At 60.3% G+C, this 26,630-nt stretch carries 29 protein-coding genes; 17 read left to right on the forward strand and 12 right to left on the reverse strand.

The genetic code is table 11. The features are described 5' to 3' along the window. Window positions 1-21: 21 nt before the first annotated feature. Both EE36_RS06275 and dapD read right to left on the reverse strand, forming a co-directional pair. On the reverse strand, window positions 22-276 hold the full coding sequence (locus EE36_RS06275; RefSeq protein ID WP_005850538.1) for a GlsB/YeaQ/YmgE family stress response membrane protein: 255 nt from the start codon (window positions 274-276) through the stop codon (window positions 22-24). A 61-nt stretch (window positions 277-337) separates the two neighbouring features. Further along, window positions 338-1,165, reverse strand: coding sequence for a 2,3,4,5-tetrahydropyridine-2,6-dicarboxylate N-succinyltransferase (gene dapD, locus EE36_RS06280; protein ID WP_005850539.1), 828 nt, complete (start codon window positions 1,163-1,165; stop codon window positions 338-340). A 155-nt stretch (window positions 1,166-1,320) separates the two neighbouring features. Between dapD and EE36_RS06285 the strand changes: the two genes are divergently transcribed. After that, complete coding sequence (locus EE36_RS06285; protein WP_037942873.1) at window positions 1,321-2,169, forward strand: TIGR00730 family Rossman fold protein; 849 nt, start codon at window positions 1,321-1,323, stop codon at window positions 2,167-2,169. Window positions 2,170-2,184: 15 nt separating this feature from the next. On the opposite strand, the gene EE36_RS06290 is transcribed toward EE36_RS06285, so the two are convergent. From EE36_RS06290 to EE36_RS06300, 3 genes are all read right to left on the reverse strand, one after another. Further along, window positions 2,185-2,397 carry a hypothetical protein gene (locus tag EE36_RS06290; protein ID WP_005850541.1) on the reverse strand — a complete coding sequence of 71 codons (213 nt, stop codon included), beginning with the start codon at window positions 2,395-2,397 and terminating at the stop codon, window positions 2,185-2,187. 190 nt (window positions 2,398-2,587) lie between these two features. Further along, window positions 2,588-3,763, reverse strand: a complete 1,176-nt coding sequence (rlmN, locus tag EE36_RS06295; protein ID WP_005850542.1) for a 23S rRNA (adenine(2503)-C(2))-methyltransferase RlmN — start codon at window positions 3,761-3,763, stop codon at window positions 2,588-2,590. Between the two features lie 192 nt (window positions 3,764-3,955). Beyond that, entirely contained in the window at window positions 3,956-4,486 is a 531-nt protein-coding gene (locus EE36_RS06300) for an invasion associated locus B family protein (RefSeq protein ID WP_005850544.1), read from the reverse strand. 179 nt (window positions 4,487-4,665) lie between these two features. Between EE36_RS06300 and EE36_RS06305 the strand changes: the two genes are divergently transcribed. Next, window positions 4,666-5,646 carry an asparaginase gene (locus EE36_RS06305; RefSeq protein WP_005850545.1) on the forward strand — a complete coding sequence of 327 codons (981 nt, stop codon included), beginning with the start codon at window positions 4,666-4,668 and terminating at the stop codon, window positions 5,644-5,646. A 62-nt stretch (window positions 5,647-5,708) separates the two neighbouring features. Here EE36_RS06305 and serB read toward each other — a convergent pair whose 3' ends face one another. After that, a complete protein-coding gene (serB, locus tag EE36_RS06310) occupies window positions 5,709-6,584 on the reverse strand; it encodes a phosphoserine phosphatase SerB (RefSeq protein WP_005850546.1) in 876 nt (291 codons plus the stop codon). A 252-nt stretch (window positions 6,585-6,836) separates the two neighbouring features. On the opposite strand from serB, the gene pcaF reads away from it, so the two are divergent. The 15 genes from pcaF to EE36_RS06385 all read left to right on the forward strand — a co-directional run bounded on the left by pcaF (window position 6,837) and on the right by EE36_RS06385 (window position 19,329). Then, entirely contained in the window at window positions 6,837-8,039 is a 1,203-nt protein-coding gene (gene pcaF, locus EE36_RS06315) for a 3-oxoadipyl-CoA thiolase (RefSeq protein ID WP_005850547.1), read from the forward strand. Window positions 8,040-8,069: 30 nt separating this feature from the next. Further along, window positions 8,070-9,062 (forward strand): 1,2-phenylacetyl-CoA epoxidase subunit PaaA, encoded by a 993-nt coding sequence (paaA, locus tag EE36_RS06320; RefSeq protein ID WP_005850548.1) that lies wholly within the window; start codon window positions 8,070-8,072, stop codon window positions 9,060-9,062. 5 nt (window positions 9,063-9,067) lie between these two features. Then, on the forward strand, window positions 9,068-9,412 hold the full coding sequence (gene paaB / locus EE36_RS06325; protein WP_005850550.1) for a 1,2-phenylacetyl-CoA epoxidase subunit PaaB: 345 nt from the start codon (window positions 9,068-9,070) through the stop codon (window positions 9,410-9,412). A 53-nt stretch (window positions 9,413-9,465) separates the two neighbouring features. Continuing rightward, window positions 9,466-10,188, forward strand: a complete 723-nt coding sequence (gene paaC / locus EE36_RS06330; protein ID WP_005850552.1) for a 1,2-phenylacetyl-CoA epoxidase subunit PaaC — start codon at window positions 9,466-9,468, stop codon at window positions 10,186-10,188. Further along, on the forward strand, window positions 10,182-10,649 hold the full coding sequence (paaD, locus tag EE36_RS06335) for a 1,2-phenylacetyl-CoA epoxidase subunit PaaD (protein WP_037965539.1): 468 nt from the start codon (window positions 10,182-10,184) through the stop codon (window positions 10,647-10,649). The genes paaC and paaD overlap by 7 nt, the downstream gene beginning before the upstream one ends. A 3-nt stretch (window positions 10,650-10,652) precedes the next feature. Beyond that, window positions 10,653-11,717 carry a 2Fe-2S iron-sulfur cluster-binding protein gene (locus EE36_RS06340; RefSeq protein WP_005850556.1) on the forward strand — a complete coding sequence of 355 codons (1,065 nt, stop codon included), beginning with the start codon at window positions 10,653-10,655 and terminating at the stop codon, window positions 11,715-11,717. 10 nt (window positions 11,718-11,727) lie between these two features. After that, entirely contained in the window at window positions 11,728-13,752 is a 2,025-nt protein-coding gene (gene paaZ / locus EE36_RS06345) for a phenylacetic acid degradation bifunctional protein PaaZ (protein ID WP_005850557.1), read from the forward strand. Next, complete coding sequence (locus EE36_RS06350; protein WP_005850558.1) at window positions 13,742-14,512, forward strand: PaaX family transcriptional regulator C-terminal domain-containing protein; 771 nt, start codon at window positions 13,742-13,744, stop codon at window positions 14,510-14,512. The genes paaZ and EE36_RS06350 overlap by 11 nt, the downstream gene beginning before the upstream one ends. Before the next feature lie 55 nt (window positions 14,513-14,567). After that, window positions 14,568-15,182, forward strand: a complete 615-nt coding sequence (locus tag EE36_RS06355; protein ID WP_005850559.1) for a ribonuclease D — start codon at window positions 14,568-14,570, stop codon at window positions 15,180-15,182. Beyond that, a complete protein-coding gene (locus EE36_RS06360; RefSeq protein ID WP_005850561.1) occupies window positions 15,179-16,141 on the forward strand; it encodes an SIS domain-containing protein in 963 nt (320 codons plus the stop codon). The genes EE36_RS06355 and EE36_RS06360 overlap by 4 nt, the downstream gene beginning before the upstream one ends. A 6-nt stretch (window positions 16,142-16,147) precedes the next feature. Further along, window positions 16,148-16,756, forward strand: a complete 609-nt coding sequence (locus EE36_RS06365) for a hypothetical protein (RefSeq protein ID WP_005850562.1) — start codon at window positions 16,148-16,150, stop codon at window positions 16,754-16,756. Beyond that, entirely contained in the window at window positions 16,753-17,247 is a 495-nt protein-coding gene (locus tag EE36_RS06370) for an LptA/OstA family protein (RefSeq protein ID WP_005850563.1), read from the forward strand. Before EE36_RS06365 ends, EE36_RS06370 begins: the two co-directional genes overlap by 4 nt. After that, complete coding sequence (gene lptB / locus EE36_RS06375; protein ID WP_005850564.1) at window positions 17,247-18,005, forward strand: LPS export ABC transporter ATP-binding protein; 759 nt, start codon at window positions 17,247-17,249, stop codon at window positions 18,003-18,005. The genes EE36_RS06370 and lptB overlap by 1 nt, the downstream gene beginning before the upstream one ends. 250 nt (window positions 18,006-18,255) lie before the next feature. Further along, window positions 18,256-18,822, forward strand: a complete 567-nt coding sequence (gene raiA / locus EE36_RS06380; protein WP_005850565.1) for a ribosome-associated translation inhibitor RaiA — start codon at window positions 18,256-18,258, stop codon at window positions 18,820-18,822. Window positions 18,823-18,864: 42 nt separating this feature from the next. Further along, the gene (locus EE36_RS06385) at window positions 18,865-19,329 is read left to right on the forward strand and encodes a PTS sugar transporter subunit IIA (RefSeq protein WP_005850566.1); all 465 of its coding nucleotides are present in this window, start codon (window positions 18,865-18,867) and stop codon (window positions 19,327-19,329) included. A gap of 6 nt (window positions 19,330-19,335) precedes the next feature. Here EE36_RS06385 and EE36_RS06390 read toward each other — a convergent pair whose 3' ends face one another. The 6 genes from EE36_RS06390 to galU form a co-directional block, all read right to left on the reverse strand. Next, a complete protein-coding gene (locus EE36_RS06390; protein WP_005850568.1) occupies window positions 19,336-20,763 on the reverse strand; it encodes a hypothetical protein in 1,428 nt (475 codons plus the stop codon). Window positions 20,764-20,765: 2 nt separating this feature from the next. Next, on the reverse strand, window positions 20,766-22,463 hold the full coding sequence (locus EE36_RS06395; protein ID WP_005850570.1) for a beta-1,6-N-acetylglucosaminyltransferase: 1,698 nt from the start codon (window positions 22,461-22,463) through the stop codon (window positions 20,766-20,768). After that, complete coding sequence (locus EE36_RS06400; protein WP_005850572.1) at window positions 22,460-23,446, reverse strand: glycosyltransferase family 2 protein; 987 nt, start codon at window positions 23,444-23,446, stop codon at window positions 22,460-22,462. The genes EE36_RS06395 and EE36_RS06400 overlap by 4 nt, the downstream gene beginning before the upstream one ends. A gap of 173 nt (window positions 23,447-23,619) precedes the next feature. After that, a complete protein-coding gene (locus tag EE36_RS06405) occupies window positions 23,620-24,657 on the reverse strand; it encodes a glycosyltransferase family 2 protein (protein WP_005850574.1) in 1,038 nt (345 codons plus the stop codon). Further along, the gene (galE, locus tag EE36_RS06410) at window positions 24,654-25,637 is read right to left on the reverse strand and encodes a UDP-glucose 4-epimerase GalE (protein ID WP_005850576.1); all 984 of its coding nucleotides are present in this window, start codon (window positions 25,635-25,637) and stop codon (window positions 24,654-24,656) included. Before galE ends, EE36_RS06405 begins: the two co-directional genes overlap by 4 nt. Before the next feature lie 24 nt (window positions 25,638-25,661). Then, complete coding sequence (gene galU, locus EE36_RS06415; protein ID WP_005850578.1) at window positions 25,662-26,561, reverse strand: UTP--glucose-1-phosphate uridylyltransferase GalU; 900 nt, start codon at window positions 26,559-26,561, stop codon at window positions 25,662-25,664. Window positions 26,562-26,630 lie beyond the last annotated feature (69 nt).

A 26,630-nucleotide genomic window follows, 5' to 3' on the forward strand; every position in this document is an offset into this window, starting at 1 on the left:
TTCTGTGTCGTCTGAAAAGGGTCAGCTACGTCCGCGTACCAAACGTGTGACCCAAATCAACAGGCAGGCCCCGATGACACCGACGACCAGTTGGCCAATCCAGCCACCCAAGGTCGCACCGACGATTGTCATCAGCAGGAAGTTGGCAACGATCGCGCCAATGATCCCCAGAATAATGTTCATGATCAGCCCCATATCGGACTTCATGATCTTTTCCGCGATCCAACCGGCCAGACCACCGACGATTATTGCTGCGAACCAACCCAGACCTGTCATTTCAAATTCTCCATAAATCTTGTTTCATAGAGTGAACTCACAGGTCTGTGAAAAGGTTCCCTTAGTCGCGCAGCAGCTCGTTGATCGAGGTTTTGGAGCGGGTCTTTTCGTCGACGCGCTTCACGATCACGGCGCAATAAAGGTGCACACCGTTCTTCGACGGCATGGACCCCGCCACAACGACCGACCCCGCGGGCACTTCGCCATAGAAGACTTCGCCGGTTTCACGGTCGAGGATCTTGGTCGACTGGCCGATGTAAACCCCCATCCCCAGAACGGAGCCTTCGCGGACGATACAGCCTTCGACCACCTCGGAACGCGCACCGATAAAGCAGTTGTCTTCGATGATTGTCGGGCCGGCCTGCATGGGCTCGAGCACGCCACCGATGCCAACGCCACCCGACAGGTGGACGTTCTTGCCGATCTGCGCGCAGGACCCGACGGTCGCCCATGTGTCAACCATTGTGCCGCTGTCGACATAGGCACCAATGTTCACAAAGGACGGCATCAGCACGACGCCCGGCGCGATATAGGCCGATTTGCGCACGACACAGTTGGGTACGGCGCGAAAGCCTGCCTCTTTCCAGTCGGCATCGTTCCAGCCTTTGAACTTGCTATCGACCTTGTCCCACCAGCCGCTGCCCTGCGGGCCGCCGTCTTGCTGTTCCATATCCTTGATACGGAAGCCCAGCAGGACCGCTTTCTTGGCCCATTGGTTCACATGCCAGTCGCCGTTCTCCATCTTCTCGGCAACGCGCAGCTTGCCGCTGTCCAGCGCGGCCAGCGTGTCTTCGATCGCGTCACGTGTTTCGCCGGTGGTGGCCGAAGTGATCGTGTCACGGGCGTCCCAGGCGGCTTCGATGGCGGTTTCAAGTTGGGCGTTCGACATGGGTGTAGCTCCGGCGAATGAGGGTCAAATGTTGCGCTTGGCTATACAGTCGTCGGGGCTGTGGTGCAATGACGTCGGATGGCGTGGTCATTTGCGGCAAAGGCAGGCATGTTGCAGCAAAGGGCGCCCGTCGCCCGCACAGACCGGAGAGTATGATGACCGAATCCAAACGCCACCCCTTGCGCAAGGCCGGCGACGACCGCGCCACCGCGCAGGATGTACCCGACACGCCGCAAACGCGCGCCCCGGCATACCGGCTGGCCTTTACCGATGACGACTTCATGTGCCGTCAGGAGCTGCGCCCCGTCCGGCTGCAACTGGAATTGCTCAAGCCCGAGATGGAGCTGGACGCCCATGGTGTGAAATCCACCATCGTCCTGTTCGGCGGCGCGCGTATTCCCGCCCCTGCCCATAAAGACAAGGCCCGCACCAAAACACTGGCCGATCTGTCCCATTTCTATGACGAGGCCCGCGAATTCGCGCGGCTGATGACGCTGAAATCGATGGAGAGTGACGGGCAAGACAACGTGATCGTCACTGGCGGTGGCCCCGGCGTGATGGAGGCAGGCAACCGCGGTGCCGTCGACGCCGGCGGGCAATCGATCGGGCTGAACATCGTTCTACCCTTCGAACAGGCCCCGAATGAATATGTCACACCGGAGCTGTGCTTTAACTTTCACTACTTCGCGATCCGCAAAATGCATTTCCTGATGCGCGCGCGGGCGATCTGTGTCTTCCCCGGCGGCTTTGGCACGCTGGACGAGATGTTCGAGACGCTGACCCTGATCCAGACAGGCCGGATGAGCCGTGTGCCGTTCCTGCTGTTCGGCCGTGCCTTCTGGGAAAAGATCATCAACTGGGATGCGCTGGCAGACGCGGGCACGATCTCTGATCAGGATCTGGACCTGTTCCAATTCGTTGAAACCGCCGACGAGGCGATGAAGCTGATCGAAAACTGGGATACAGCCCCCGCCCGAGAGGAAGTCCCCGGGCGTTCAAAATAAAAGGTTCCGGTCAGATCAGGCGCAAAGATCGGCCGGAAGCACACAAACCTCAACGTGATGCGGCAGCGTTTCCAGAACGGACCCGTGGTCCGTGTCACGTACCCCATAGCCATACCCGGCCAGACGATGTTTCCATTCGCGGTAGGACAAGGCGCTTTCGCGTTCGCGGGTCACAAGCGCCAGTACATCGGCAGTGATAAAGGCGTCGTTCTTGATAATAACAGTCATCGCAGTATCGCTCCTGATTGTGTTGTCGATGGAAACAATATTCTGGGCGATGATGACTTAATTTCTGCTTAAATGTGGCGGGCCCAAGGTCATTTCAGGGTGACCCCGCCACAATCAAACGCCTTCAAACAAAAACAGCCGCCCCAATCGGGACGGCTGCATCGTGGATTTCACGTTGAATTAAGGGCGGTTACATCCCCGCGTCAGCCTCGATCTGCTTACGGGACTTGCGTTCACGCTCTGTCGCCGATTTCAACTGACCGCAGGCCGCCATGATATCTTCACCCCGCGGTTTACGCACGGGCGAGGCGTAGCCTGCCTGATACACGATCTCGGAGAACGCGCGAATGCGGTTGTTCGACGACCGCTTATACGGCGCGCCGGGCCATTCGTTGAACGGGATCAGGTTGATCTTGGCGGGGATACCGCGGATCAATTCAATCAGACGATGCGCATCAGCGTCTGAATCGTTCACACCATCCAGCATTACATATTCAAACGTGATCCGTTCGGAGTTGCTGACCTTGGGATAGGCCCGCAGCGCCTTGATCAGCTCGGCGATATTCCAGCGTTTGTTGATCGGCACCAACTTGTTGCGCACCTCGTCCGTGGTGGCGTGGAAAGATACAGCCAGCTGGCAGCCAATCTCTTCGGCGGTGCGCGCGATCTCTGGCACAACACCGGAGGTCGACAAGGTGATCCGGCGGCGCGACAGCTGGATCCCCTCGGGGTCCATCGCGATCTTCATCGCGTCGCGCACGTTTTCAAAGTTATACAGCGGTTCGCCCATGCCCATCAGCACGATGTTGGACAACAGCCGCGGCGCATCGGTCAGCGTACCGGGCACGGGCCATTCGCCCAGATCATCCCGCGCCACCATCACCTGCCCGATAATCTCGGCCGCGGTCAGGTTGCGCACCAGCTTTTGCGTGCCGGTATGACAGAAGGAACAGGTCAGCGTGCAGCCGACCTGAGAGCTGACGCACAAGGTGCCGCGCCCCTCTTCGGGGATATACACCACCTCGACCTCATGGCCGCCCGCGATGCGCACCAGATATTTGCGCGTGCCGTCTTCGGACACCTGCTTGGTCACGACCTCGGGCACCTCGATCACGAACTTCTCGGCCAGTTCGGCACGGAAGGCTTTCGACAGGTTGGTCATATCGGCAAAATCGCGGGTGCCCCATTGATAGATCCACTGCCAGATCTGCCCCACACGCATCTTCGCCTGTTTCTCCGGCGTGCCTTCCGCGATCAACGCGGCGCGCATGGCATCACGGGTCAACCCGACAAGGTTAACCGGCCCCTCCGCCTGCTTACGCGGAATGGTCATGACATCTTGAGTAATCGGCGCGGTCGCAGACATGGGGATTCTCCGGTGTGCAGGGGTTTGAGCGCTCTATATAGGGATTTTTCCCTAAATCAAAAGGAAACGCCGCATTGCTGGGCCGGGCTGAGTGCATAGCTTCGCCCGTCATGGCCGCTTTATCGACCAAACCCTTGGTGTGAAAAAGCCCCGCCAATGGCAGGGCTTTGCGATCAGTTCAGGCGGGAAAACCTAGCCGCCGCAGCGTTTGGCCGCATCTTCAACCGCAGCCGTAAACCCCAGAAGCGAGAACGTGTCCTCGGTCTGCGTCCCACGCCCAGAACGGCCCGTAAGCTTGGCATCCGCGCCACGTTTCATCGCGGCGATGATCTTGTTGTCGTCCTCGGTGGTCGCAGGCCAGGCCCATTCGCCTTCGGTGAACAGCTCGAACGTGGTGCCGCCGATGTTCATGTTGACCGTCGACCCCGAAGCAAAGGGATAGCCGCCGGTAAAGGCCACCTGCCCCTTGGCCCCCGCGCTTGGACGGTAAAAGACCATCAGCAGGGTCTGGCCACGGTTCACCGCCACAACGCGACCATCACGGGAGTTTACGGATTCTTTCGGCGTGGACACGCCCCAGCATTCGGTCGGGTTGTCTTCGACGAATACGCTCCAGTCCGTCTCTGCTGCCACGCGGTTCGTGCTTTGCGCTTGCGCGAAAACGCTGCCTGCGCTCAGACCCGCCAGCGCCGCCGCAAAACCAATCGTCCTAAAGTTCATCATCTACCTGGGCCTCCAGCCGCCATTAACCTCAACATCACAACAATTCCCCAATGGCAGCCCTTCGGGAGGCGCTCTTGATCAAAGGAACTGTATTTCTCTCGTCAACAAGCATAATAACGGCAAACAGGCGACACACGAAACCCTGATTGGCAGGAATTCGCCAACGAAAAGGATAATTCATGACCCAAGCAGCCCCCTTTGCTGAAATCTGGCGTGGTCCGTTTCTGGAAAGCGTGCATTCGGGCCATGCGGTGGTCTGTGACAGCAGCGGTCAGATACTGCAGGCTTGGGGCGATCCCGACACGGTGATCCTGCCGCGCTCCTCTGCCAAGATGATCCAGGCGCTGCCCCTGATCCAGTCCGGTGCCGCCGATGCCTATGGCCTTGGGCCCCAACATCTGGCGCTGGCCTGCGCGTCCCATCAGGCGGCGCATCTGCATGTGGGCATCATCTCTGACTGGCTCAAGACGTTGGGGATGGACGACAGCGCCTTTCGCTGCGGCACGGCACTTCCCGGTGACGAGGCCGCGCGCAATGCGCTGGTGTGTTCCGGCACGCAGCCTTGCCAGATCCACCATGAATGTTCCGGCAAACACGCAGGGTTCCTGACCGTAAACACCCATATGGGCGGCAGTGCGGATTACGAAAAGCCGGACCACCCCGTGCAACGCGCCTGTCTCGAGGCGTTCGAGCGTGTGACCGGCACCACCTCGCCCGGCTTCGGGATCGACGGCTGCTCTGTCCCGAATTTCGCGACCACGCTACATGGTATGGCCCGCGCCATGGCGCATTTCGCCGCTGCTCCCGATGGGGCGGCCGAGGCGCGGCTGCATCAGGCCATGCGCCTGCACCCCGACCTTGTCGCCGGCGAGACCCGCGCCTGCACCAATCTGATGCGCGCGATGAACGGCAAGGTCGCGCTCAAAACCGGGGCCGAGGGGTTCTTCATCGCGATCCTGCCGGATCAGAACATCGGCGTGGCTCTCAAGGCGGCCTGTGGCACCAAACGCGCGGCCGAATGCGCGATCACCTCGATCCTGGTCAAGCTCGGCGCGCTCGACCCGAACCACCCCGAAGCGTTGAAATACCGCAATGCCCCGATAGAAAACCGGCGCGGCATCATTACGGGCACGCTCAAACCTGCCGCTGGCTTTGCGTAACGCCGCTTCCAAATGGTTAAAAATCCCGGGGTATGGGGCAGCGCCCCATGCAGCTTGCGAGCCTAGATAACGAATTCGTCCTTGGCGTACCCCTGCACATAAAGCAGCGCCGTCAGGTCGCCAAAGTTGATCCGCACGTCACATTCCGCCGCCACGGCGGGCTTGGCGTGCAGCGCCACGCCCATGCCCGCGCGCGCCAGCATGCCCAGATCGTTTGCCCCGTCGCCCACGGCAATCACGTCGTCCTCTGACAGCCCCAGCCGCGCGGTGATCTGTTCCAGCGCATCGACCTTGGCCTGTTTGCCCAGGATCGGCACGCCGACGTCGCCCGTCAGCACGCCATCCGATGCGATCAGCGTATTCGCGCGGTTCTCGTCAAAGCCAAGCGCCTCTGCCACGGCGGCGGTGAATGCCGTGAAACCGCCCGACACAAGCGCCGCATAGGCACCATTTGCCTTCATCGTGGCAATCAGGGTCTTGCCGCCGGGCATATGGGTGATCCGTTCGGCCAGCACGCGGGTGATCACCGCCTCGTCCAACCCTTTTAACAGACCAACCCGTTCGCGCAGGGCGGCGTTGAAATCAAGCTCTCCGTTCATGGCGCGGGCGGTGATATCTTTGACGCGGTCCCCGACCCCGGCTTCATCTGCCAGCTCGTCGATACACTCCTGCTGGATCATGGTGCTGTCCATGTCCGCCAGCAGCATCTTCTTGCGGCGGCCTTCCGACGGGGTGATCACCAGATCGACCCCCATCCCCTGACATTCGGCCCAGACATCCCAGCGATTGCCCGGCATCCGCTTCATGTCAAAGCCCGCCGCTTCGTCCGGAGCAAGCCAGACCGCATCCCCGCCGCCCCATGCGTTGCGCACGGCATCGACCAGCGACGCCTCAAGCTGCGGGCGTTGAGGAGAGGTTAGAAGGGTCACACTATGCATGGGTCAGGTCCGTTCGGGTCAAATCAGTCTGGGGCGCATCTTGCGCATTGTTTTAACGGGGTTTCCACCCCTGTTCCAGCGCTCCTGCGGGGGAAGGTTGCGCGCTTTGCCCAAGCGGCCCGAACAGACCTCCTTGCACGTTACCCCGCCCACCCTTATGTTACAAAATATACAAACTGAAAAATGTCAGGTAACATTTAAGTTGCGTCGAATCGCGACTATCCCTACGCTCGTCAACCAAGGGAGACTTTCATGGACGCTTTTATTTGTGACGCGCAGCGCACACCCATCGGCCGCTTTGGCGGCGCATTGTCATCGGTCCGCGCCGATGATCTGGCAGCGGCACCGATTGCCGCACTGATGGCCCGCAATCCTGATCTGGATTGGTCCAAAATCGATGACGTGATCTTTGGCTGTGCCAACCAGGCTGGCGAAGACAACCGTAACGTGGCCCGTATGGCGGCTCTGCTGGCCGGCCTGCCGGTCGATGTGCCCGGTGCAACGATCAACCGTCTGTGTGCCTCTGGCATGGATGCGGTCGGCGTCGCGGCCCGTGCGATCAAGGCCGGCGACATGGATCTGGCGATTGCCGGCGGTGTCGAAAGCATGACCCGCGCGCCTTTCGTGATGCCCAAGGCGGAAACCGCCTTCTCGCGCAACAACGCTGTCTATGATACCACCATTGGCTGGCGCTTTGTGAACCCCAAGATGAAGGCGCAATACGGCGTCGAATCCATGCCTGAAACCGGCGATAACGTGGCTACGGATTATGATATCAGCCGCGAAGATCAGGACGCCTTTGCCAAGCGCAGTCAGGACCGCTGGGAAGCGGCGGACAAGGCCGGTGTTTTCGCCGACGAGATCTCCCCCGTGTCGATCCCGCAGCGCAAGGGCGACCCGATTGTCTTTGACCGCGACGAACACCCGCGCCCCGGCACCACGATTGAAGCGCTGACCAAGCTGCGCCCGATCAACGGCCCCGACCTGACCGTGACCGCGGGCAATGCCTCTGGCGTCAACGACGGCGCGGCGGCGATGCTGATGGCCTCTGAGGCGGCGGCGTCGCAGCACGGGCTGACCCCGATTGCACGCGTTGTCGGTATCTCTGCCGCCGGTGTCGAACCGCGCGTCATGGGCATCGGCCCTGTTCCTGCCAGCCAGAAAGTTCTGGCCCGCGCAGGTCTGACCATCGACCAGATGGATGTGATCGAACTGAACGAAGCATTCGCTTCGCAAGGGATCGCCACATTGCGCGCGCTTGGCGTGGCGGATGATGCGCCTCATGTGAATGCCAACGGCGGCGCGATTGCCATCGGTCACCCGTTGGGGATGTCAGGTGCCCGTCTGGTCATGACCGCAGCCCTGCAGTTGAAACGTACAGGCGGCCGCTATGCGCTGTGCACCATGTGTGTCGGCGTCGGCCAAGGCGTCGCCATCATCCTCGAACGCGCTTAACGCAATTATCCCCCTGAAAGGATCTGAACGATGTATGCACAGATGATCAAATCCACCGGCCAAGGTGTCAAATCTCTCGAAGAGATGGATCCGCAGGAACGCGCCTTTCAGGAACGGATAAATGCGGGCGGCAAGATCGAACCGAAAGACTGGATGCCGGAAGGGTATCGCAAGAACCTGATCCGGCAGATCGGCCAGCACGCGCATTCGGAAATCGTGGGCCAGTTGCCAGAAGGCAACTGGATCACCCGCGCCCCGACGCTGGAGCGCAAAGCGATCCTGCTCGCCAAGGTGCAGGACGAGGCAGGCCACGGTCTGTATCTCTATTGCGCTGCCGAAACACTGGGGGTCAGCCGTGACCAGCTGACCCGCGACCTTCTGTCGGGCAAAATGAAATACAGCTCTATCTTCAATTATCCGACCCTAACATGGGCCGATATGGGGGCTGTCGGCTGGCTGGTCGATGGGGCCGCGATCATGAATCAGGTGCCGTTGCAACGCACATCCTACGGTCCCTATGCCCGCGCGATGGTGCGTATCTGCAAAGAGGAATCGTTCCACCAGCGCCAGGGCTACGACATCATGATGAAGATGGCGAAGGGCTCAGACGCGCAGCGCAAGATGGCGCAGGACGCGCTGAACCGCTTCTGGGGCCCCGCGCTGATGATGTTTGGCCCGTCGGACGAAAACTCTGTCCATTCGACGCAATCGATGGCGTGGAAGATCAAGATGAACTCCAACGACGAGCTGCGTCAGAAGTTCGTCGATGAATGCGTCCCGCAGGCCGAATATCTGGGCCTCACCGTTCCCGACCCCGATCTGAAGTGGAACGAGGAACGCGGGCATTACGACTTTACCCAGCCCGATTGGGACGAATTCTTTGACGTGCTCAAGGGCAATGGCCCCTGCAATACCGAACGGCTCGCCGCGCGCAACAAGGCGTGGGACGACGGCGCGTGGGTGCGGGACGGTTTGATGGCACATGCGGCGAAGAAACGCGCCGCGAAACTGGCAGCGGAGTAAGCAAGATGAGCAGCCCAGAAGCAAAACCCTACCCCGGCACCCAAGCGGTCGACCACGGCAAGGCGCGCGCCGATGAATGGCCCCTGTTCGAGATTTTCATTCGCGGTCAGCACGGGCTGAGCCATCGCCACGTCGGGTCGCTTCACGCCGCTGACGCCGAAATGGCGATCAAGAATGCCCGCGATGTCTATACGCGCCGCAACGAAGGCGTGAGCATCTGGGTCGTCGAGGCCGCCCATATCGCCGCCTCCTCGCCCGAGGAAAAAGGCCCGCTGTACGAGCCTGCCAACGACAAAGTCTACCGCCACCCCACCTTCTTTGACATTCCAGACGAAGTGGGGGCGATGTGAGCACGGCAAATATAGACCCTAACAAAGGCGATTTGTTCGAATTTCTATGCCGGATGGGGGATAACACCCTTGTTCTGGGACACCGCGTCTCGGAATGGTGCGGCCACGCCCCCGTGCTGGAGGAAGACATCGCGCTGGCGAATACCGCGCTGGATCTGATCGGCCAAACCACACTTTGGCTGGATCTGGCGGGTAAGGTCGAAGACGCGGGTCGCGATGCGGATCGGCTGGCCTTTCACCGTGACGTCTGGGATTTCCGCAATCTGTTGTTGGTCGAACAGCCCAACGGCGATTTCGGCCAGACGATCATGCGCCAGTTCCTGTTTGACGCATGGCACCTGTCGCAGCTGACCGCCCTGATGGAAAGCAGCGATGCACAGATCGCCGCCATCGCGGAAAAGTCGAGCAAAGAGGTGACCTATCATCTGGAGCGCGCGACAGACACGGTGATCGGCCTTGGCGACGGCACCGAGGAAAGCCACCGCCGCATGCAGAACGCGTTGGACCTGTTGTGGCCCTATGTCGGGGAAATGTTCGTCGCGGACGCTGTGGACGAGGCTTTGGTCGCAGCAGGCATCGCGCCCGATCCTGCGTCCCTACGCGCCGCCTATGATACTTTGGTGAACGATGTCTTCACCGCCGCCACGCTGACACGGCCCGAAAGCGATTTCGGCCATCGCGGCGGCAAATCCGGTAAACGCCATTCGGAACATCTGGGGCATATGCTGACGCAGATGCAATGGCTGCAACGCGCCTACCCGGATGCGACATGGTAGTCGAAAAGCCTTCGTTAGAGACTGTTTGGGGCTGGCTCCACGCCGTGCCGGACCCCGAGATTCCGGTAATCTCGCTGACCGATCTGGGGATCATCCGCGATGTGCAATGGCACGATGACACGCTAGAGGTCACGGTGACGCCGACCTACTCCGGCTGCCCTGCCACGACGATCATCAACCTTGATATCGAAACGGCATTGCGCGGGCACGGGATCGAAAAACTGGCTCTAAAGCGGCAACTTTCGCCTGCCTGGACCTCTGACTGGATGACCGACGCGGGCCGCGCCAAGCTGGAAAGCTACGGCATCGCCCCGCCCCAACCCGCAGGTGGCCCCGAACGCTGCCCCCGTTGCCAATCGACGCATCTGGAAAAGATCAGCCAGTTCGGATCGACCCCCTGCAAGGCGCAATGGCGCTGCACCGACTGTCTGGAACCCTTCGATTATTTTAAGTGTATCTGACCCATGAGCCAATTCCTCCCCTTATTAGTGACTGATATTCAACGCACCATCCGCGACGCGGTGGTCTTGACCCTGCAACCCGAAGACCCAAAGGCGTTTGCCTTCAAGCAGGGTCAGTATCTGACATTCAAACAGGATTTCGACGGGACCGAGCTGCGCCGCAACTATTCCATTTGCGCCGGTCTGGATGACGGCGTGCTGCAAGTGGGGATCAAGCGGGTCGATGGCGGTGCCTTCTCTACCTTTGCGAACGAGGTATTGAAGGTCGGGGATACGCTGCATGCCATGCCCCCTCAAGGCACGTTTTCCGCCGGGTTAGAGCCTGATCGCGCGCGGAATTACCTTGGCTTTGCCGGCGGGTCGGGGATCACGCCCGTATTGTCGATCCTCAAGACGGTGCTGAAACGCGAGCCCAAATCGACCTTTACGCTGGTCTATGCCAACCGCGCTGTGAACACGATCATGTTCCGCGAAGAGCTGGAGGATCTCAAGAACCGCTATATGGGCCGGTTGAGCGTCATTCACATGCTGGAAAGCGGGCAGGACATCGACCTGTTCACCGGCCGTGTAGACCAGAATAAATGCGCCGAGTTGTTCAAGACCTGGATCGACGTGTCGGACATGGACATGGCCTTTATCTGCGGGCCGGAGCCGATGATGTTGGCCATCGCGGATGCCCTGAAAACCCACGGGTTAGAGCCTGAACAGATCAAGTTCGAACTGTTCAGCGAAAGCCAACAGGGCCGTCTGGCGAAACAGGAAATGGCCAAGCGCAGCGAAGGTCAGGCGCAAACGCAGGTGACCGTGAAAATCGACGGCGCGCAGCACAGCTTTACTATGGCTAAGGGGCAGTCGGTGCTGGATGCCGCGCTAGAGAATAACCTTGATGCGCCCTTTGCCTGCAAGGCGGGCGTTTGTTCGACCTGCATGTGCAAGGTCACCGAAGGCGAGGTCGAGATGCTGTCGAACCACGCGCTGGAGGACTACGAAGTTGAACGGGGATACCGGCTGAGCTGCCAAAGCTATCCGCTGAGCGACACGCTTTTCATTGACTACGACCATCACTAAGGGGCCCAATATGCGCGATATCCAAAGCTTTGCCGCCGGACAATGGATCAACCCCGGTGCCGGTGCACGCAACATCGCAAGTGCGATCACCGGCGATGTGATCGCCCAAGCCGGCAATGACGCGCTGCAGGTTCAGACGATGCTGGCCTATGCCCGTGACATCGGCGGCCCTGCCCTACGCAAGCTGACCTTTCACGACCGTGCCCGGATGCTCAAGGCCGTCGCGCTCTACCTCAATGACCATAAACAGAGCCTGTACGAGCTGTCGTTCGACACAGGTGGCACGCAGGCTGACCACATGATCGACGTGGATGGCGGGATCGGCACGATGCAGGTCTACGCCGCCAAGGGTCGCCGCGAAATGCCGGATGATCAGGTCTATCTTGACGGTCCCGTCGAACAGCTGGGCCGCGCGGGTCAGTTCATGGGCCGCCACATCTGCACACCGCTGCAGGGCGTTGCAGTGCATATCAACGCTTTCAACTTCCCCGTTTGGGGCATGTTGGAAAAGCTCGCCCCGACGCTGCTGGCCGGGGTGCCTGCCATCGTCAAACCCGCCACCGCCACCTGTCAGGTGACCGAGGCCTGTTTCCGCCTGATGATCCAATCCGGTATTCTGCCAGACGGCGCGATACAGTTGGTGACGGGGGGCTTGGGCGATATGCTGGACCACCTCGATTGTCAGGATGTCGTTAGCTTTACCGGCTCTGCCGAAACCGCGCTGAAACTGCGCAGCAACCCTGTGTTGGTCGAACGCTCTGTCCGGTTCGCGTCCGAACAGGATAGCCTCAATGCCTCTGTGTTAGGGTCTGATGCGGGCCCCGGCACGCCCGAATTTGATCTGTTTGTGAAAGAGGTCCAGCGCGAGATGACGGCCAAGGCGGGGCAGAAATGTACCGCCATCCGCCGGATCATGGTACCGCAACCCCATGTCGATGCGCTGATCGCCACGCTGTCGGACCGGCTGACCAAAGTCACCATCGGCGATCCCCGTCTTGAAGGCACGAAAATGGGCGCGCTTGTTTCGCAATCGCAGCGCCGCGACGTGCTGGAGAAAGCCGCCCTGATCGGGACAGAGGCAGCGCGTGTCTTTGGTGACCCCGATGCCTTTGCGGTCGAGGGGGCGGATGCGCAGAAAGGTGCCTTTGTCCCGCCGATGCTGTTCCACTGCGCCGATCCCGATGCCGCCACGCATGTGCACGACACCGAGGCTTTTGGCCCTGTGTCCACCATCATGCCCTACCGCGACACCGATCACGCCATCGCGCTACTGAACAAGGGCAAAGGGTCGCTGGTCGCCTCCATCATCACCCGCGACGGCGAGACCGCACGCGACATGGTGATGGGCGCAGGCGCGTTTCACGGGCGGCTCTATTTCAACAACCGCGACTCGATGGCCGAGGCGACGGGTCACGGTGCCCCCCTGCCCCATATGGTCCACGGGGGACCGGGGCGTGCAGGCGGCGGCGAGGAACTGGGCGGCGTGCGCGGCGTCATGCACTATATGCAGCGCACCGCCATTCAGGGCAGCCCCGATATTCTGACCGCCATGGGCAAGCAATGGGTGCCCGGCGCGACCGAGATTTCGGACCGCGACCACCCGTTCACCCGCCGCTTTGGCGCGCTGGATCTGGGCGAGACTTTCAATTCTGCCAGCCGCACCGTGTCGCTGGAGGATATCGAGACGTTCGCCCATTTCACCGGTGATACGTTTTACGCGCATATGGATGACGCCGCCGCCAAGGCGAACCCGTTCTTTCCGGGCCGTGTTGCCCATGGCTATCTGCTGCTGAGCTTTGCCGCAGGGCTGTTCGTGCAGCCTGACCCCGGCCCTGTGCTTGCGAATACCGGGCTGGACAACCTGCGCTTTATGGCACCGGTGCAGGCGGGCGACAGCATCAAGGTCCGGCTCAGCGTCAAGGCAAAGACGCCTCGCAATGACGAATACGGTGAGGTACGCTGGCACGTGACCCTGACCAATCAGGATGATGCCGCCGTGGCCGAGTATGAATTGCTGACGATGAATGCCTATTGACGACTTTGACCTTGCGATCGCCCCACTGAAAGACCTTGGCGGCCAGCGCGTCTGGTCCCTTATGATCAGTCTCTTTGGTGATCTGGCCCGACAGGAAGGGCAGATCATCGGCGGGCCGGTGCTGTCGGCGATCATGTCGGCGATGGACGTCCGCCCCGAGGCCGCGCGCGTGGCCCTGCATCGTTTGCGCAAGGACAAATGGATCGCCTCCGAGAAACACGGGCGGATCAGCCATCACAGCCTGACACCCCAAGGCCGCGCCCAAAGTCAGGCGGCCAGTGGCCGGATCTACGCCACGCCTGACGATCTGGCGGAGCACTGGCAAATGGTCGTGACAGATGACGCCGAGACCGGCCCGCTGGAAAAGGCGGGATTCACCACGTTGATGCCGCGCCTATATGTCGGGGATGCCAGCCTGCCTGTGCCGAAAGACGCGGCCACGCTGCCCGGTCAGGCTGCCCCCGACTGGATGAAACGCCAGCTAGAGCCTGCCTCCCTTGCCGAAAGCTATGCGCAGTTGTCAGACGCCTTGCACCATGTCGCGCGCGATCTTGCTGGTGCCGACACGCTAACGCCGTTGCAAATTGCGACCCTGCGCTGCCTGATCGTGCATAATTGGCGCCGCCTTGCGCTGAAGCACCCCGCGCTGCCGCGTCCGCTGATCCGCGATGATTGGGCCGGTCTGGTCGCGCATCAAAGGGTTGCTGCCCTGCTCGCGGCCTACCCACGCCCCGACCTGCCGGAAATCGCCACCGCCTGAGGCCGCGCAGAAAGCGATGCTTTCCCAACGCGCGCCGTCGGGATATAGGGAGGGCATGACAAATACAGTTTACCAAAATGACCTGCCCGACGGGCTGAACCTTGGACCGATGGTCGCGATCGATTGCGAAACCATGGGGCTGCATCCGCACCGTGACCGGCTGTGTGTGGTGCAGTTGTCCGGCGGTGACGGGAACGCGCATCTGGTCCAGATTGCCAAGGGCCAGACCGAGGCCCCTAATCTTTGTGCCCTGCTTGAAGACCCGCATGTGCTCAAGCTGTTCCACTATGGCCGGTTTGACATCGCGGCTTTGCTGAACACCTTTGGGGCCAAGGCCGCGCCGGTCTATTGCACCAAGATCGCCAGCCGCCTTGTGCGCACCTATACCGACCGCCACGGGCTTGCCAAACTCTGCCAAGAACTGCTGAGCGTCGATATCTCCAAACAGCAGCAATCCAGCGATTGGGGTGCCGAGACGCTGACCAAAGCGCAGATCGACTATGCCGCCTCGGACGTGCTGCACCTGCACAAGCTGCGGGACGTGTTGAACCAGATGTTGATCCGCGAAGGACGCATCGAGCTCGCGCAAGCGTGTTTTGAATTTTTGCCAACCCGTGCCCAACTCGATTTGGACGGCTGGCCCGAAACGGATATTTTTGCACACGCATGACCACACCTTTCCTAGATACCGCCCGCCGCGTCATCCGCACCGAAGCCCAAGCGCTTGAACAACTGGCCGACAGTCTGGACGACCGTTTTCGTCAGGCGATCGACCTGCTGGTCGCGACCCGTGGGCGGGTGATTGTCACTGGCATCGGCAAGTCCGGCCATATCGCCAAAAAGATCGCCGCGACGTTGGCAAGCACGGGCACGCCCGCGCAGTTCGTCCACCCTGCCGAGGCAAGCCACGGCGATCTGGGGATGATCACCGGCGATGATGTGGTGCTTGCGATCTCGAACTCGGGCGAAGCGCCGGAGCTGGCCAATCTGATCGCCTATTCGCGCCGCTTTTCCATCCCGCTGATCGGCATCACCAGCCGCGCGCAAAGCAGCCTTGGCGCGCAATGCGACGTGGTGCTGGAACTGCCGCAACTGGCAGAGGCCTGCGGGACCGGCGTGGTACCGTCGACATCGACCACGATGACACTGGCGATGGGGGATGCTGTGGCGATTGCCCTGATGGAAAACCGCGCCTTCACCGCCGAACATTTCCGCGAATTCCACCCCGGTGGCAAACTTGGCGCACGGCTTAGCCGCGTCGCTGATCTGATGCACACGGGCGATGCGCTTCCGCTGGTGCAGGTCGATGCCCCGATGTCCGACGCGCTGATGGCGATGAGCAGTAAATCCTTTGGCGTGGTGATTGTCACCGACAGCAACGGCGCGCTGGCCGGTATCATCACCAGCGGCGATTTGGGGCGTCACCTTGAGGGGCTGATGTCCAAAACCGCGCGCGAGGTCATGACGCCGACCCCTGTCACCGTCGCACCCGACGCGCTGGCGGAAAAGGCCGTGGGCATCATGAACGCCCGCAAGATCACCTGTCTGCTGGTGCTGGACCCCGCCCAAGGGGACGTCCCCGCGGGTCTGCTGCATATCCACGACTGCCTACGCGTCGGTCTGGGCTAGGGCGCGATGCAGGGGGACCGTTACACAAGGCTGATCTCTTGGCTCAAGGTGCTGTTCCCCTTGGCAGCGCTTGGCCTGCTGTCGACCCTGTTCCTGCTGTCGCGCGCGATTGATCCCGGGCAGGCCATCCCCTTTGCGGAGAAAGAGGTGCAAGATCGCCTGCGCGACCAGCAGATCACCGGCCCCTTCTTTACCGGCGCAACGTCAGAGGGGGACGAGCTGTCGTTCTATGCCGATGTGCTCACCCGCCCCGACGGGCAGACCGGCATGAACCACGCCGAAAACCTGCGTGCGACGATCAACACCCCCGAGGGATCGACCTTTCGCCTGCAATCGGATCTCGCCGATTTTGACATTGCCGAGGATGTGGCCGATCTGCTGGGCAAGGTGATCCTGACGACCTCGACCGGATACCGGTTGCAAAGCGAAAAGATCACGTCAGAACTGTCGGGGCTGAATATCCAGTCGCCGGGCGCGGTCCACGGCACTACTCCAGGTGGTACGCTGGAGGCTGGTGCCATGTCGATAACGCAAACAGATGATCAAATCGCCCCCCAATTGGTTTTCACAAACCGGGTGAAGCTGATATACAAACCGAAATCCAAATCAGAGTGACGCACGTGAAACACCTACTGCTGCCCGTTTTCCTGCTCCTTTCCGCGATGCCAATCGCCGCACAAGGGACCAATGTGGCCTTTGGGTCGATCCGTCAGGATACCGGCCTGCCCGTCGAGGTGACCGCCGACAACCTGTCCGTCGATCAAGGGGATGGATCGGCTGTTTTCACTGGGAATGTGCTGATCGGTCAGGGCGAGATGCGCCTGTCCGCTGCACGCGTTCTGGTTGTGTACCGTGCCGAGGCTGAAGGCATCGCGCGGCTTGAAGCGACGGGCGGTGTGACCCTTGTCTCGGGCAAGGACGCCGCCGAATCAGAGCGCGCGGATTACGACATCGACACGGGCACGATCGTGATGTCGGGGAACGTGTTGCTGACCCAAGGGCGCAATGCGCTCAGCTCTGACACCATGAGCGTCAAGCTGTCGGACGGCACGGCGCAGATGTCCGGCCGCGTGAAAACAATCCTGCAAACGGGCAGCAACAACTGATGTCTTCCCCGAATTTGACGGTCACGGATGGCGCAAGCGGTCTGCGCATCGAACACCTGCGTAAATCCTACCGCAAGAAAACTGTGATCCGCGACTTCTCGATGGAGCTGAACCGGGGCGAGGTTGTTGCCCTGCTGGGGCCGAACGGGTCCGGCAAGACGACCACGTTTTACGCCGTGGCCGGGCTGGTCATGCCCGAAGGCGGCACTGTCACGATTGATGGCAAGAACGTCACCACCCTGCCGATGTATCGCCGCGCACAGCTTGGCATCGGCTACCTCCCGCAAGAGATGAGCATCTTTCGCGGGCTGAGCGTGCAAGACAATATCTCGGCGATTCTGGATATCTCTATCTCTGACGCGCGCGGGCGGCGTGAACGGCTTGAAGCCTTGCTGTCGGAATTTTCCATCGAACACCTGCGCCGTGCGCCTGCCTTGGCCCTGTCAGGCGGGGAGCGTCGCCGCGTGGAAATCGCCCGCTGTCTGGCGGCCGATCCCAAATACCTGCTGCTCGACGAGCCCTTTGCGGGCGTGGACCCGATTTCGGTGGATGACATCCGCCATCTGGTTGCCGATCTGAAAAAGCGCGGCATCGGCGTGCTGATCACCGACCATAACGTGCGGGAAACATTGGATATTGTGGACCGTGCTTACATCTTGCACGAAGGTACTGTGTTGATGTCCGGCACCCCCGAAGAGGTCGTGCAGAACGAGAATGTGCGCCGGGTCTACCTGGGCGATAACTTCCGCATTTCCTAATCAACTACAGACATATTGCGCTAGTTTCCGCACATCCATGCGCCGGATTCATTTGACAACGCGGCCCAATCACGCGCTCAATAGGACTATGGCGAGACGGCGTATCATGTTTGTGCTGCATCCCCCCCCTTCCCAAAGGGATGGTGTCTCTCAAACTCGTCGCATCGTCATTCACCCGCATCTGACCCCGCCTTTACCGCATTTTATGCGGCCTATGGTGTTGTCCGGATCATAAGAACAAGGAGAATTTATGCGGTACCAAATCAGTGGCAAACAAATCGACATCGGCGAAGCCCTGCAAACGCATGTGAAAACGGAATTGGGCGAAGCTGTCCAGAAGTATGCTGAGCGTCCGACGGACGCGAATGTCATCTTTTCCAAATCCGGTCACGAGTTCGTCTGCGAAACGACGGTGCACCTATCGACTGGCCTTACGGCGTCAGCGAAAGCGCATGCTACTGATATCTATGGATCTTTCGATTCATGTGCAGCAAAGATGGAAAAGCAGCTGAGGCGCTACAAGCGACGGTTGAAAGATCACCATCGCGAGCGTGCGCAACCGGTTGAACTTTTCGGTGCATCCTCGTATATCCTCGCCTCAGAAAGCGATTCAGACGCGCAGGAACCCGAAACACTCCAACCCATGATCATCGCGGAAATGCAGACCAAGATCGCGACCTTGTCTGTGGGTGAAGCTGTGATGCAGATGGAAATTTCGGGAACGCCTGTCGTGGTCTTCCGCAAAGACGGTCAAGAAGGCGTAAACGTTGTCTACCGTCGCGATGACGGCAACATCGGCTGGATCGATCCGTCGTAACACAAACCGGACCCATCAGCGGCCGAGAGCAGAGCGAGCAGAATGAATTTTGCGAAACTCCTAAAGCCGGGGGCTGTCAAAGTCCTCACATCGGCCTCAAGCAAGAAACGCCTGCTCCACGATATCGGGGAGCTGGCGCATAATGCTTACGGCTTGAAAGCCGCCGCGGTGGTCGAAGCCTTGATGACGCGCGAATCCCTTGGTCCGACAGGCGTGGGCCACGGGGTCGCGCTGCCCCACGCGCGGCTTGAAGGTCTGGACAATGTGCTGGGGGCCTTTGTGCTTCTCGACAAGCCGATCGATTTCAACGCGGTCGACCGCCAGCCGGTCGATATCGCCTTTGCCCTGTTTGCCCCTGAAAGCGCGGGTGTCGAACACCTCAAGGCGCTGGCGCTGGTGTCGCGTACACTGCGCAATGCCTCTGTCTGCTCTAAGCTGCGGGCCAACCCGGACCCTGCCACGCTTTACGCGATTCTGACCGAAGCACAGGCAACGCAGGCCGCCTAAGCGGCGCTACCCCCAGCTTTTGAACCCGAACATCATATAGTCCCGCTGGTACGCGTCGGATGCGCGTTTTTCGATGTCGGCATCATAGATGTCGGCCAGCGCATAGGGGTGGGTTGCGGGTCGTGCGGGCAAGGCTGCGGGCGGTTGCACCCCGACGCTTTGCGCCAAGGCTGACAGCTCTGGGGCCAGCTCATCCTCGCGGATGATCCGGTCGGGCAAGGCGAATTCGCCGAAACCCTGTACCGCCTGCGCCTGCGTGCACCACGCCTGATCCACACGAATTGCTGTCTGCCCGTTCAGATTCCCCTTGAGGAAAGTCAAAAACGCCTTGAACGCCGCGCGATGCGCATCGGCGTCATAGCTGTGGTCCGGTTCGCCTTTCGGCAGCGGCAGCTTGTAGCGGTTGATCAACGTCGTGCGCAGCTGCGGGTAGCTGCCTTTGTCCGTGGTCACGATGTGCCGGCAGAACGCGTCATGAGCACGGTCCACCGGATGCCGCAGCACGGTGAAACTGCGGTGACCGGGATGCCGGCGCTTCCATTGGCGTAACTGTTTCTGGTTCAACTTGGTTTGCAGCTTGTCCCGCCCGACACCATCCAGCGCCGCCATCCAGTCCAGCACCTGCGGCTCTGGCCCGCTGCGCAAGGGCAAATAAAGCAACGGAGCTTCGGCCGCCGCGACATAGGACGGCACCACCGGCCCGCGGCGGGGTTCAAAATTCGGGGTGCGGGTCAGGTCGAAGCGATCCATCCGGCCAAGCGCATCCAGCATATCGTCATAATTGCTGACCTTGGCCGAGATCGGGTCGGGGTTCTGCTTTTTCAGACTTTTATCCAACGCCTCTAGCGGATGATCCACGCCCAGATACCGCGCCAGACCGTTCATCACCTCGACGCTTTGCAGATCCTCATAGGCCACGTAAAACGCCGTCTGCCCCAGCTTCTGCAACCGGTTCAACAGTGTCAGCTGGAACGCCTGAAGCGCCTCTAGGTGGTCCGAGAATTCTTCTTCGTCAAAGACGGCTTGCGCCTTTTTCCGCGCTTTCACATCCGTCAGTTTCCACTGCCCCGTGCTGCGCGCGATCTTCCAGCTGACGTAGCTTTCGACAGGGTTACGCGTCAGGATGATCTTGGCGCAGGTGTCGTCTTTCAGCAGCGGATCCAGAACGCGCGGGTCGTGGTTGTGGAAATAGCGAAACCCGCCGATGCCCTTGGTCTTGTCGCGTATCGCAACCAGCAGCTTTGTCGGGTCGTCGTCCCGTGTTTGCTGGTCTATGCCCAAAATCTCGGTGCTTTTGGGGTAGCCGATAAAATGCGGGTTGAAGGCCTCGCCGTGGCAAGTGATCCCGTCAAAGGCGTTCAGGTTACTCTCCAGAAAGTTGGAGCCCGTGCGCATTTCAGCAAAGACGACAAAGCTTTTGAATTTAGAACTCATATTTACTGCACCAGATAGGGTTTGCGCGGCGGTTTCTGGGGGGCCGACATGCCACGTTCAACAGGAAAGTCGCCCATCAGATAGGGGTGCATCCCCTGGTTCTTGAGGTTCTGCAGGAATTGGCCAAAGCCGGTGAGATCCGCCATCTTTGGTACCTCGGACAGACGACCGGTTTTGACCTGCCCGATCTCGTCCAGAATGCTTTGCAGCGGCTCCATCGGGGCTTCGATAAATTCGGCCATCGTCCAGATACGCACCCGCGCCTTGGCGTAATGCGACCGCAGCACCTTCATATGTTCGCTTTCGATCTTTTGCAGCGCGGCGGCGGTGCGGCGAATGTCGGCGAAATCCTGATTGGACCGGAACAGCGGCACGGCCCAAGCCCCGGTGATCACCGACACCTGCGCATTCGGATCCTTGGCGATGTTCCAGACGATATCCTGATTGTCCTGCGGGCCGAACTGGAAGCATTGACGTTCGCCACGGGTGTTCCAGATCAGATTGGTCAGAAACGCCTTGGGGTCGTAGTCGCGTATCTTGGCGCTATTACTCAGCGCCCCGTTGATCGAGTTCTGCCCATCGGCAAAATGCACGCGATCCGGTGCGAACAGATGTCCATGCACCCGCGCGCCGGTGGATTTGGTGAGCCAGGGTTCAAAGTTCTCGAACAGCTCGACAAAGCCCTGAAACACGGAATAGGGCGCGGCAGTGACGCCGTTTTCCCAATCTTCATTGGGGAAGCGGCTTTGCATATAGAGCCCCGCCCGCCCCCGCGTACGCCGTTCAACCGCTTTGGCAAAGACACGGTCAATCTTGCCGGGGTTCGGCTCTGTCCGCTTCATGGCACCCGCCTCATCGGTGAGGAACGCCTCGTAGAGCCTATCCGCTTTGGGCCATATCTTGCGCGCGACAAAGCAATCGGACCGCCGCAGAAGCTGGAGGTGATCGTCGTAAAAGATATGCGGCTTGCCCTGAAAATCGAACTTGGACAGGGTCAGCGACCGGCTTTCGATCTGGGTCGAATACAGCCGGGCGAGCGTCTGGAAGTAGCTTTCATCCGGTATCCAGACGTGGCGGAAATAGGCGTCGTATGCCGCGCGTTTCGGGTCTTGCAGGATCGCCGACAGGGTTTGCCTCGTCAGGCACCACCATTGCGACCCCATATGCGGCACGACCCCCTTGGGGATACGCCGCTTGAGCCCGATAAAGCGCTGCACAGCCACCGCCTTGTCGAACAGATAGCGCCGCCGTTTCCACGAGAAGGGAAAACGCATGGTAAAACGTTCTTCGTCCAGCCCGCCAACGGTCCAGGGCACATCGGCTGTGGTGGCGCTTTCGATAAAATCGGTGCGCGGGCGGGCGGCAAGATAGTCGATCAGCTCTTTCACCGGACGCAGCGGCAGGCATGACCCCGATGCCAGATACACATGGCGCACATCCGGAAAGCGGTTCAGCATCATCTCGGACGCGGTTTGCGAGGCGGCCACCAGCCCCCATGTCCCCCATTCGCAACGGTATCTTTTGCTGAACACCAGTGCGGGCACATCCGCCAACGCCTGCACAAAAGCATCATGGGTCTGGCGTGGCACCGATTTATCGACGTGGATCACCACCGGACAACCCGCCGCCGCCCAATGCCGCGCGACCTGTTCGGCGCGGCCTAGCGCGGTGTGCACCAGCATGACGATCCCGACGCTCATGCCCAGTTCCCCTTGGACATGAGACCGAGAATCTCGAGCTGGCGCCAGTTGATATATTTCTCGGACCACTTGCCCCATAGCTGCGGGTTCTGGTCGGGGTTGTTGGCATAGGTCTTGTATTCGATGGATTTGGCATAGTGCTGGCCGCGCACAAGCTCCTCTGCGGCCTTGGCGCTAAAGGTATCCAGGAATTTGGCATGAAGCAGCACGCCTGATGCTTTCTCTCCGCCCCATTCGTCATAGACACGGTTCAACCCGCGCGGCAGCAGCATATGGGTGGAACTGACATAGGCATAGCGCCGGTCCCATTTGACCAGGGGCACCTTGTTCAGCGCGGGGGCCTTGGCGGGCTTGTGTTTGAAAAATACCCGCGCACGCGGCCCGCCCTGTATCCACAGGTTTCCATATTTGGCATTGCGCGAGATCGCGTAGTTGCCGCTGTCGAACCAGGATGCGATCTCCATCGGGTTCTGCCCTTCTTGATAGGGTTCATCCCCCAGCCGTCCCTTGGGGTAGACATCCAGCAGCATCGCGCTAAAGCTGCGGATCTCGCAGTTGTCCAGCCAGTCGGTCAGCGCCTGAACCGGCCGCGTATCGCAAAACGGATAGACAAAGAACTCATCCGGATCGACCACCAGCACCCAATGCCCATGCGCGTATTTGCGTTTGAGGTAGTTCATCCAGTCGACACCGAACCCCGACCGCCGATAGCTGGCGTCGGTATGCCAGACAGAGACATCCTTCATCCCGCGCAGGTAATCGGCACTGCCATCGTCGGACCCGTTATCGACAAAGAGAAAGTGGTTGATCCCCAGCTCTCGATAATACTCCAGGAAATACGGGAGCCGGATTTTCTCGTTCCGCATGGTGCAGACAAGCAATACATCGTCGGGACGGATGGCGCTGGTGTTGTCCTGAACATGTGTCAGCTCGGACGACTTGCGCAGCGCCCGGATCAACCGCCGCTTGCGCCGCACGCGCATTCTGTAAGAATCCCAAAGGCTCACGTGTTCTCCATACCCTGCGCGGAATGCCCCGCCGGCCTAAGGCCCTCATCCCATCAGGTTCCAAGCCAATATGTCATGGGCCGTGTTCATAAACAACGTACTTTGAAACAGTTACGCGTTGCCGGAATGACGGTCAGGACCGGGGAATATCAAGCCCAGGGGCTGCGCATCAGGTCGCAGTCTTCCAGATCCGCCGGCCCGGTATAGCGCCGCGCCTCTGCGTGCCACAGATCGGGCGCGTCGGCGATCTGGTCATAGTAACCGTCAAACTGTTCCGGGTTGTGAAAATGCTGCCCCCGTGCCTTTTCCTGACGGGACTTCGCAATGATCTCTGGCAGGAACTTACTGTGCAGCAACACACCCGAGGCCGTCTTCCCCCCCGGCCCGTCGTAGATGTCATTCAGCGCGGGCGGCAGTAGGGAGTGGGTCGAATTCACATAGACATAGCGCCGATGCCAGCGGATCAACGGTATCTTGTTCAGCGTCGGTGACTGGCTGGGACGATCGGCAAAGAAAACCCGTTCGCGGGCACCACCCTGCACCCAGAGATTGTTCATCGGCCACTGGCGCACCGCCCGATAGGGGGCGGGGTCAAACCAATCCAGCACCTGCGCCGGGTCTTGGCCGGGGGCATAGAACTGCGCACCCAATGGGCCCTTCGGGAACATATCCAGCATCAGCGTGCCGAACCCTTTGCGCGCTTTACGCTCAAGTTGATCGGTCAACGCGGGCAGTTTCCGCGTCTCCATCTGGTCATAGACCAGCAGCTCGTCCGCATCGACGGTCAGACACCAGCGCCCGTGCCCATGCCGCCACAGCAGCCAGTTCAGCCAGTCCAGCCCGAACCGCGACGCGCGATAGCTGGCAGAGGTTTGCCACAGGGTCACATCGGGCTGTGCCGCCAGCATTTCGGTACTGCCATCGTCACTGCCATTGTCGATCATCAGAAAATGCGCAACGCCAAGATCGCGGTAGTGATCCAGAAAATATGGAAGCCGCGCGGCCTCGTTGCGCAGCACGACAAAGGCGAGCACGCCGTCACGCGGAATGGCGGGCCGCGTTGGTGCCTTCAACTGATGCCGCGACCGAAATGCACGCCACAGCAGCCGCCGCCGTTTCAACCGCATCCGATAGGCACCCCATAGCCGGGCCCCTCGCGACGCGGGAACAGCGGCGCTGTCGGTCATGCGCTATAGTGGCCGGTCTGGTGCCATCTCCACGCGTCGGTGATCATCTGCTGCAGGGTCGACCGTGAGGGCCGCCAGCCCAGCTCTGTCTCGGCGCGGACCGAGCCCGAGACCAGTTTGGTGCAATCGCCCGGCCGCCGGTCGCCTTCGGTCATGGGGACGACGCGGTTGGTGACCTCGCGGCTGTGTTCCACAACCTCGCGCACGGAAAACCCGGTGCCGGTGCCCAGATTGAACACGCGACTGCCCTTATCCTCTCGCAGCCAGTTCAGCCCCAGAACATGGGCATCGACCAGATCGCAGACATGCACATAATCACGAATGCAGGTGCCATCGGGCGTATCGTAATCGGTGCCAAAGATCGTCAGCGCATCCCGTTTGCCGTCGATAGCGTCCAGCATCAGCGGGATCAAATGTGTCTCGGGCTGGTGGAATTCGCCGACCTCCCCCTCGGGGTCGGCACCGGCCACGTTGAAATAGCGGAAGATCACGCTTTGCAGGCCATAAGCCGCCTCGAAATCGCGCAGGATATCTTCGATCGCGCGTTTGGAAGCCCCGTAGGCGTTGATCGGGTGTTGCGCGCTATTTTCATCCAGCACGACATTATCCTGATCGCCATAGGTCGCACAGGTGGACGAAAAGACGAAGTGTTTGCAGCCTGCGGCGACCGTCGCCTCGATCAGGTTCAGCGACCCTTCGACGTTGTTGCGCCAATAGGTGCCGGGCTGTTTCATGCTATCGCCCACTTGGCTAAGCGCGGCAAAATGCATGACGGCGACCGGCTGGTATTGTTCAAACGCGGCGTCAATCTCGGCGCGGTTCAGCAGGTCACCCTGCACGAACGGGCCGAATTTTACTGCGTCACGCCAGCCGGTGACCAGATTATCGAAGGTGACGGGGGTATGCCCTGCGGCGGCCAGCGCCTTGCACGCGTGCGACCCGATATAGCCCGCACCGCCGGTGACCAAGATATTCGCCATATGCCCGTCCCTATCGTCCTGCGCTTATTGCGCTGCGGTTTCACCCTGCATGATGTCTTGCAAATACGCACGCAGATCATCGCGCAGCTCTTCACGTGCCAGCCCGAAGGACACGGTCGCCTGCAGGAAACCGGACTTGGAGCCGCAGTCGAAACGCTGGCCCTTGAAGCGGTAGCCATAGACATCGTTGCCTTGGGTCAGCTCTGCTGCAATAGCGTCGGTCAATTGGATTTCCCCGCCCGAGCCGGACTTCAGCTGGTTCAGGTTTTTCAGCACGTTTGGCGACAGGATATAGCGGCCGATGACGGCAAGGTTCGACGGCGCGTCTTCGGCTTTGGGCTTTTCGACCATGCCCTTCACCTTGACCAGTTCACCATCGGTTTGACCCTCGTCGATGTCCAGCATCCCGTAGGAGGAGGATTTTTCAGGGTTCACTTCCATCGCCGCAACCATGTTGCCGCCGGTCTCGTTATAGGCTTCGATCATCTGCTGCAGGCAGGGTTTGTCGGCAGCGATCACGTCATCGGGCAACATCACCGCAAAAGGTTCGTTGCCGATCAGACGACGGGCGCACCATACCGCGTGGCCCAGACCAAGCGCTTTGTGCTGGCGGATATAGGCGATGGCACCGCTGTCCATATTGGTGCTTTTCAGGATCTCCATCAGCTCTGTCTTGCCCTTGGAGCGCAGTTCCTGCTCCAGCACGGGAGAATGGTCAAAGTAATCTTCCAGCGCGCCCTTGCCGCGGGAGGTGACAAAGATGAATTCCTTGATGCCCGCCGCGCGGGCCTCGTCGATGGCGTATTGCACCAGCGGGCGATCGACCAAGGTCATGATCTCTTTGGGGACAGATTTCGTCGCGGGCAAAAACCGCGTTCCCAAACCTGCCACCGGAAAAATCGCTTTTGTTACTTTCTTAGCCATGTGAAATCGTCGCCTTTATACATTTACGTGCGGATAACCGAGTTAGCGCTCATTGAATTGCAAACCACC

This window comes from Sulfitobacter sp. EE-36, assembly GCF_000152605.1.
Lineage (GTDB): Bacteria > Pseudomonadota > Alphaproteobacteria > Rhodobacterales > Rhodobacteraceae > Sulfitobacter > Sulfitobacter pontiacus.

Coding starts and splice junctions, on each gene's coding strand:
- paaD (WP_037965539.1), top strand. CDS start 10,182: ATGGTAGTCGAAAAGCCTTCGTTAGAGACTGTTTGGGGCTGGCTCCAC.
- EE36_RS06385 (WP_005850566.1), top strand. CDS start 18,865: ATGAATTTTGCGAAACTCCTAAAGCCGGGGGCTGTCAAAGTCCTCACA.
- paaB (WP_005850550.1), top strand. CDS start 9,068: ATGAGCAGCCCAGAAGCAAAACCCTACCCCGGCACCCAAGCGGTCGAC.
- galE (WP_005850576.1), bottom strand. CDS start 25,637: ATGGCGAATATCTTGGTCACCGGCGGTGCGGGCTATATCGGGTCGCAC.
- paaZ (WP_005850557.1), top strand. CDS start 11,728: ATGCGCGATATCCAAAGCTTTGCCGCCGGACAATGGATCAACCCCGGT.
- EE36_RS06360 (WP_005850561.1), top strand. CDS start 15,179: ATGACCACACCTTTCCTAGATACCGCCCGCCGCGTCATCCGCACCGAA.
- serB (WP_005850546.1), bottom strand. CDS start 6,584: ATGCATAGTGTGACCCTTCTAACCTCTCCTCAACGCCCGCAGCTTGAG.
- EE36_RS06300 (WP_005850544.1), bottom strand. CDS start 4,486: ATGATGAACTTTAGGACGATTGGTTTTGCGGCGGCGCTGGCGGGTCTG.
- lptB (WP_005850564.1), top strand. CDS start 17,247: ATGTCTTCCCCGAATTTGACGGTCACGGATGGCGCAAGCGGTCTGCGC.
- EE36_RS06400 (WP_005850572.1), bottom strand. CDS start 23,446: ATGCGCGTGCGGCGCAAGCGGCGGTTGATCCGGGCGCTGCGCAAGTCG.
- EE36_RS06395 (WP_005850570.1), bottom strand. CDS start 22,463: ATGAGCGTCGGGATCGTCATGCTGGTGCACACCGCGCTAGGCCGCGCC.
- raiA (WP_005850565.1), top strand. CDS start 18,256: ATGCGGTACCAAATCAGTGGCAAACAAATCGACATCGGCGAAGCCCTG.
- EE36_RS06285 (WP_037942873.1), top strand. CDS start 1,321: ATGACCGAATCCAAACGCCACCCCTTGCGCAAGGCCGGCGACGACCGC.
- EE36_RS06405 (WP_005850574.1), bottom strand. CDS start 24,657: ATGACCGACAGCGCCGCTGTTCCCGCGTCGCGAGGGGCCCGGCTATGG.
- EE36_RS06365 (WP_005850562.1), top strand. CDS start 16,148: ATGCAGGGGGACCGTTACACAAGGCTGATCTCTTGGCTCAAGGTGCTG.
- paaA (WP_005850548.1), top strand. CDS start 8,070: ATGTATGCACAGATGATCAAATCCACCGGCCAAGGTGTCAAATCTCTC.
- EE36_RS06390 (WP_005850568.1), bottom strand. CDS start 20,763: ATGAGTTCTAAATTCAAAAGCTTTGTCGTCTTTGCTGAAATGCGCACG.
- paaC (WP_005850552.1), top strand. CDS start 9,466: ATGGGGGATAACACCCTTGTTCTGGGACACCGCGTCTCGGAATGGTGC.
- rlmN (WP_005850542.1), bottom strand. CDS start 3,763: ATGTCTGCGACCGCGCCGATTACTCAAGATGTCATGACCATTCCGCGT.
- EE36_RS06350 (WP_005850558.1), top strand. CDS start 13,742: ATGCCTATTGACGACTTTGACCTTGCGATCGCCCCACTGAAAGACCTT.
- galU (WP_005850578.1), bottom strand. CDS start 26,561: ATGGCTAAGAAAGTAACAAAAGCGATTTTTCCGGTGGCAGGTTTGGGA.
- EE36_RS06290 (WP_005850541.1), bottom strand. CDS start 2,397: ATGACTGTTATTATCAAGAACGACGCCTTTATCACTGCCGATGTACTG.
- EE36_RS06340 (WP_005850556.1), top strand. CDS start 10,653: ATGAGCCAATTCCTCCCCTTATTAGTGACTGATATTCAACGCACCATC.
- EE36_RS06305 (WP_005850545.1), top strand. CDS start 4,666: ATGACCCAAGCAGCCCCCTTTGCTGAAATCTGGCGTGGTCCGTTTCTG.
- pcaF (WP_005850547.1), top strand. CDS start 6,837: ATGGACGCTTTTATTTGTGACGCGCAGCGCACACCCATCGGCCGCTTT.
- dapD (WP_005850539.1), bottom strand. CDS start 1,165: ATGTCGAACGCCCAACTTGAAACCGCCATCGAAGCCGCCTGGGACGCC.
- EE36_RS06355 (WP_005850559.1), top strand. CDS start 14,568: ATGACAAATACAGTTTACCAAAATGACCTGCCCGACGGGCTGAACCTT.
- EE36_RS06275 (WP_005850538.1), bottom strand. CDS start 276: ATGACAGGTCTGGGTTGGTTCGCAGCAATAATCGTCGGTGGTCTGGCC.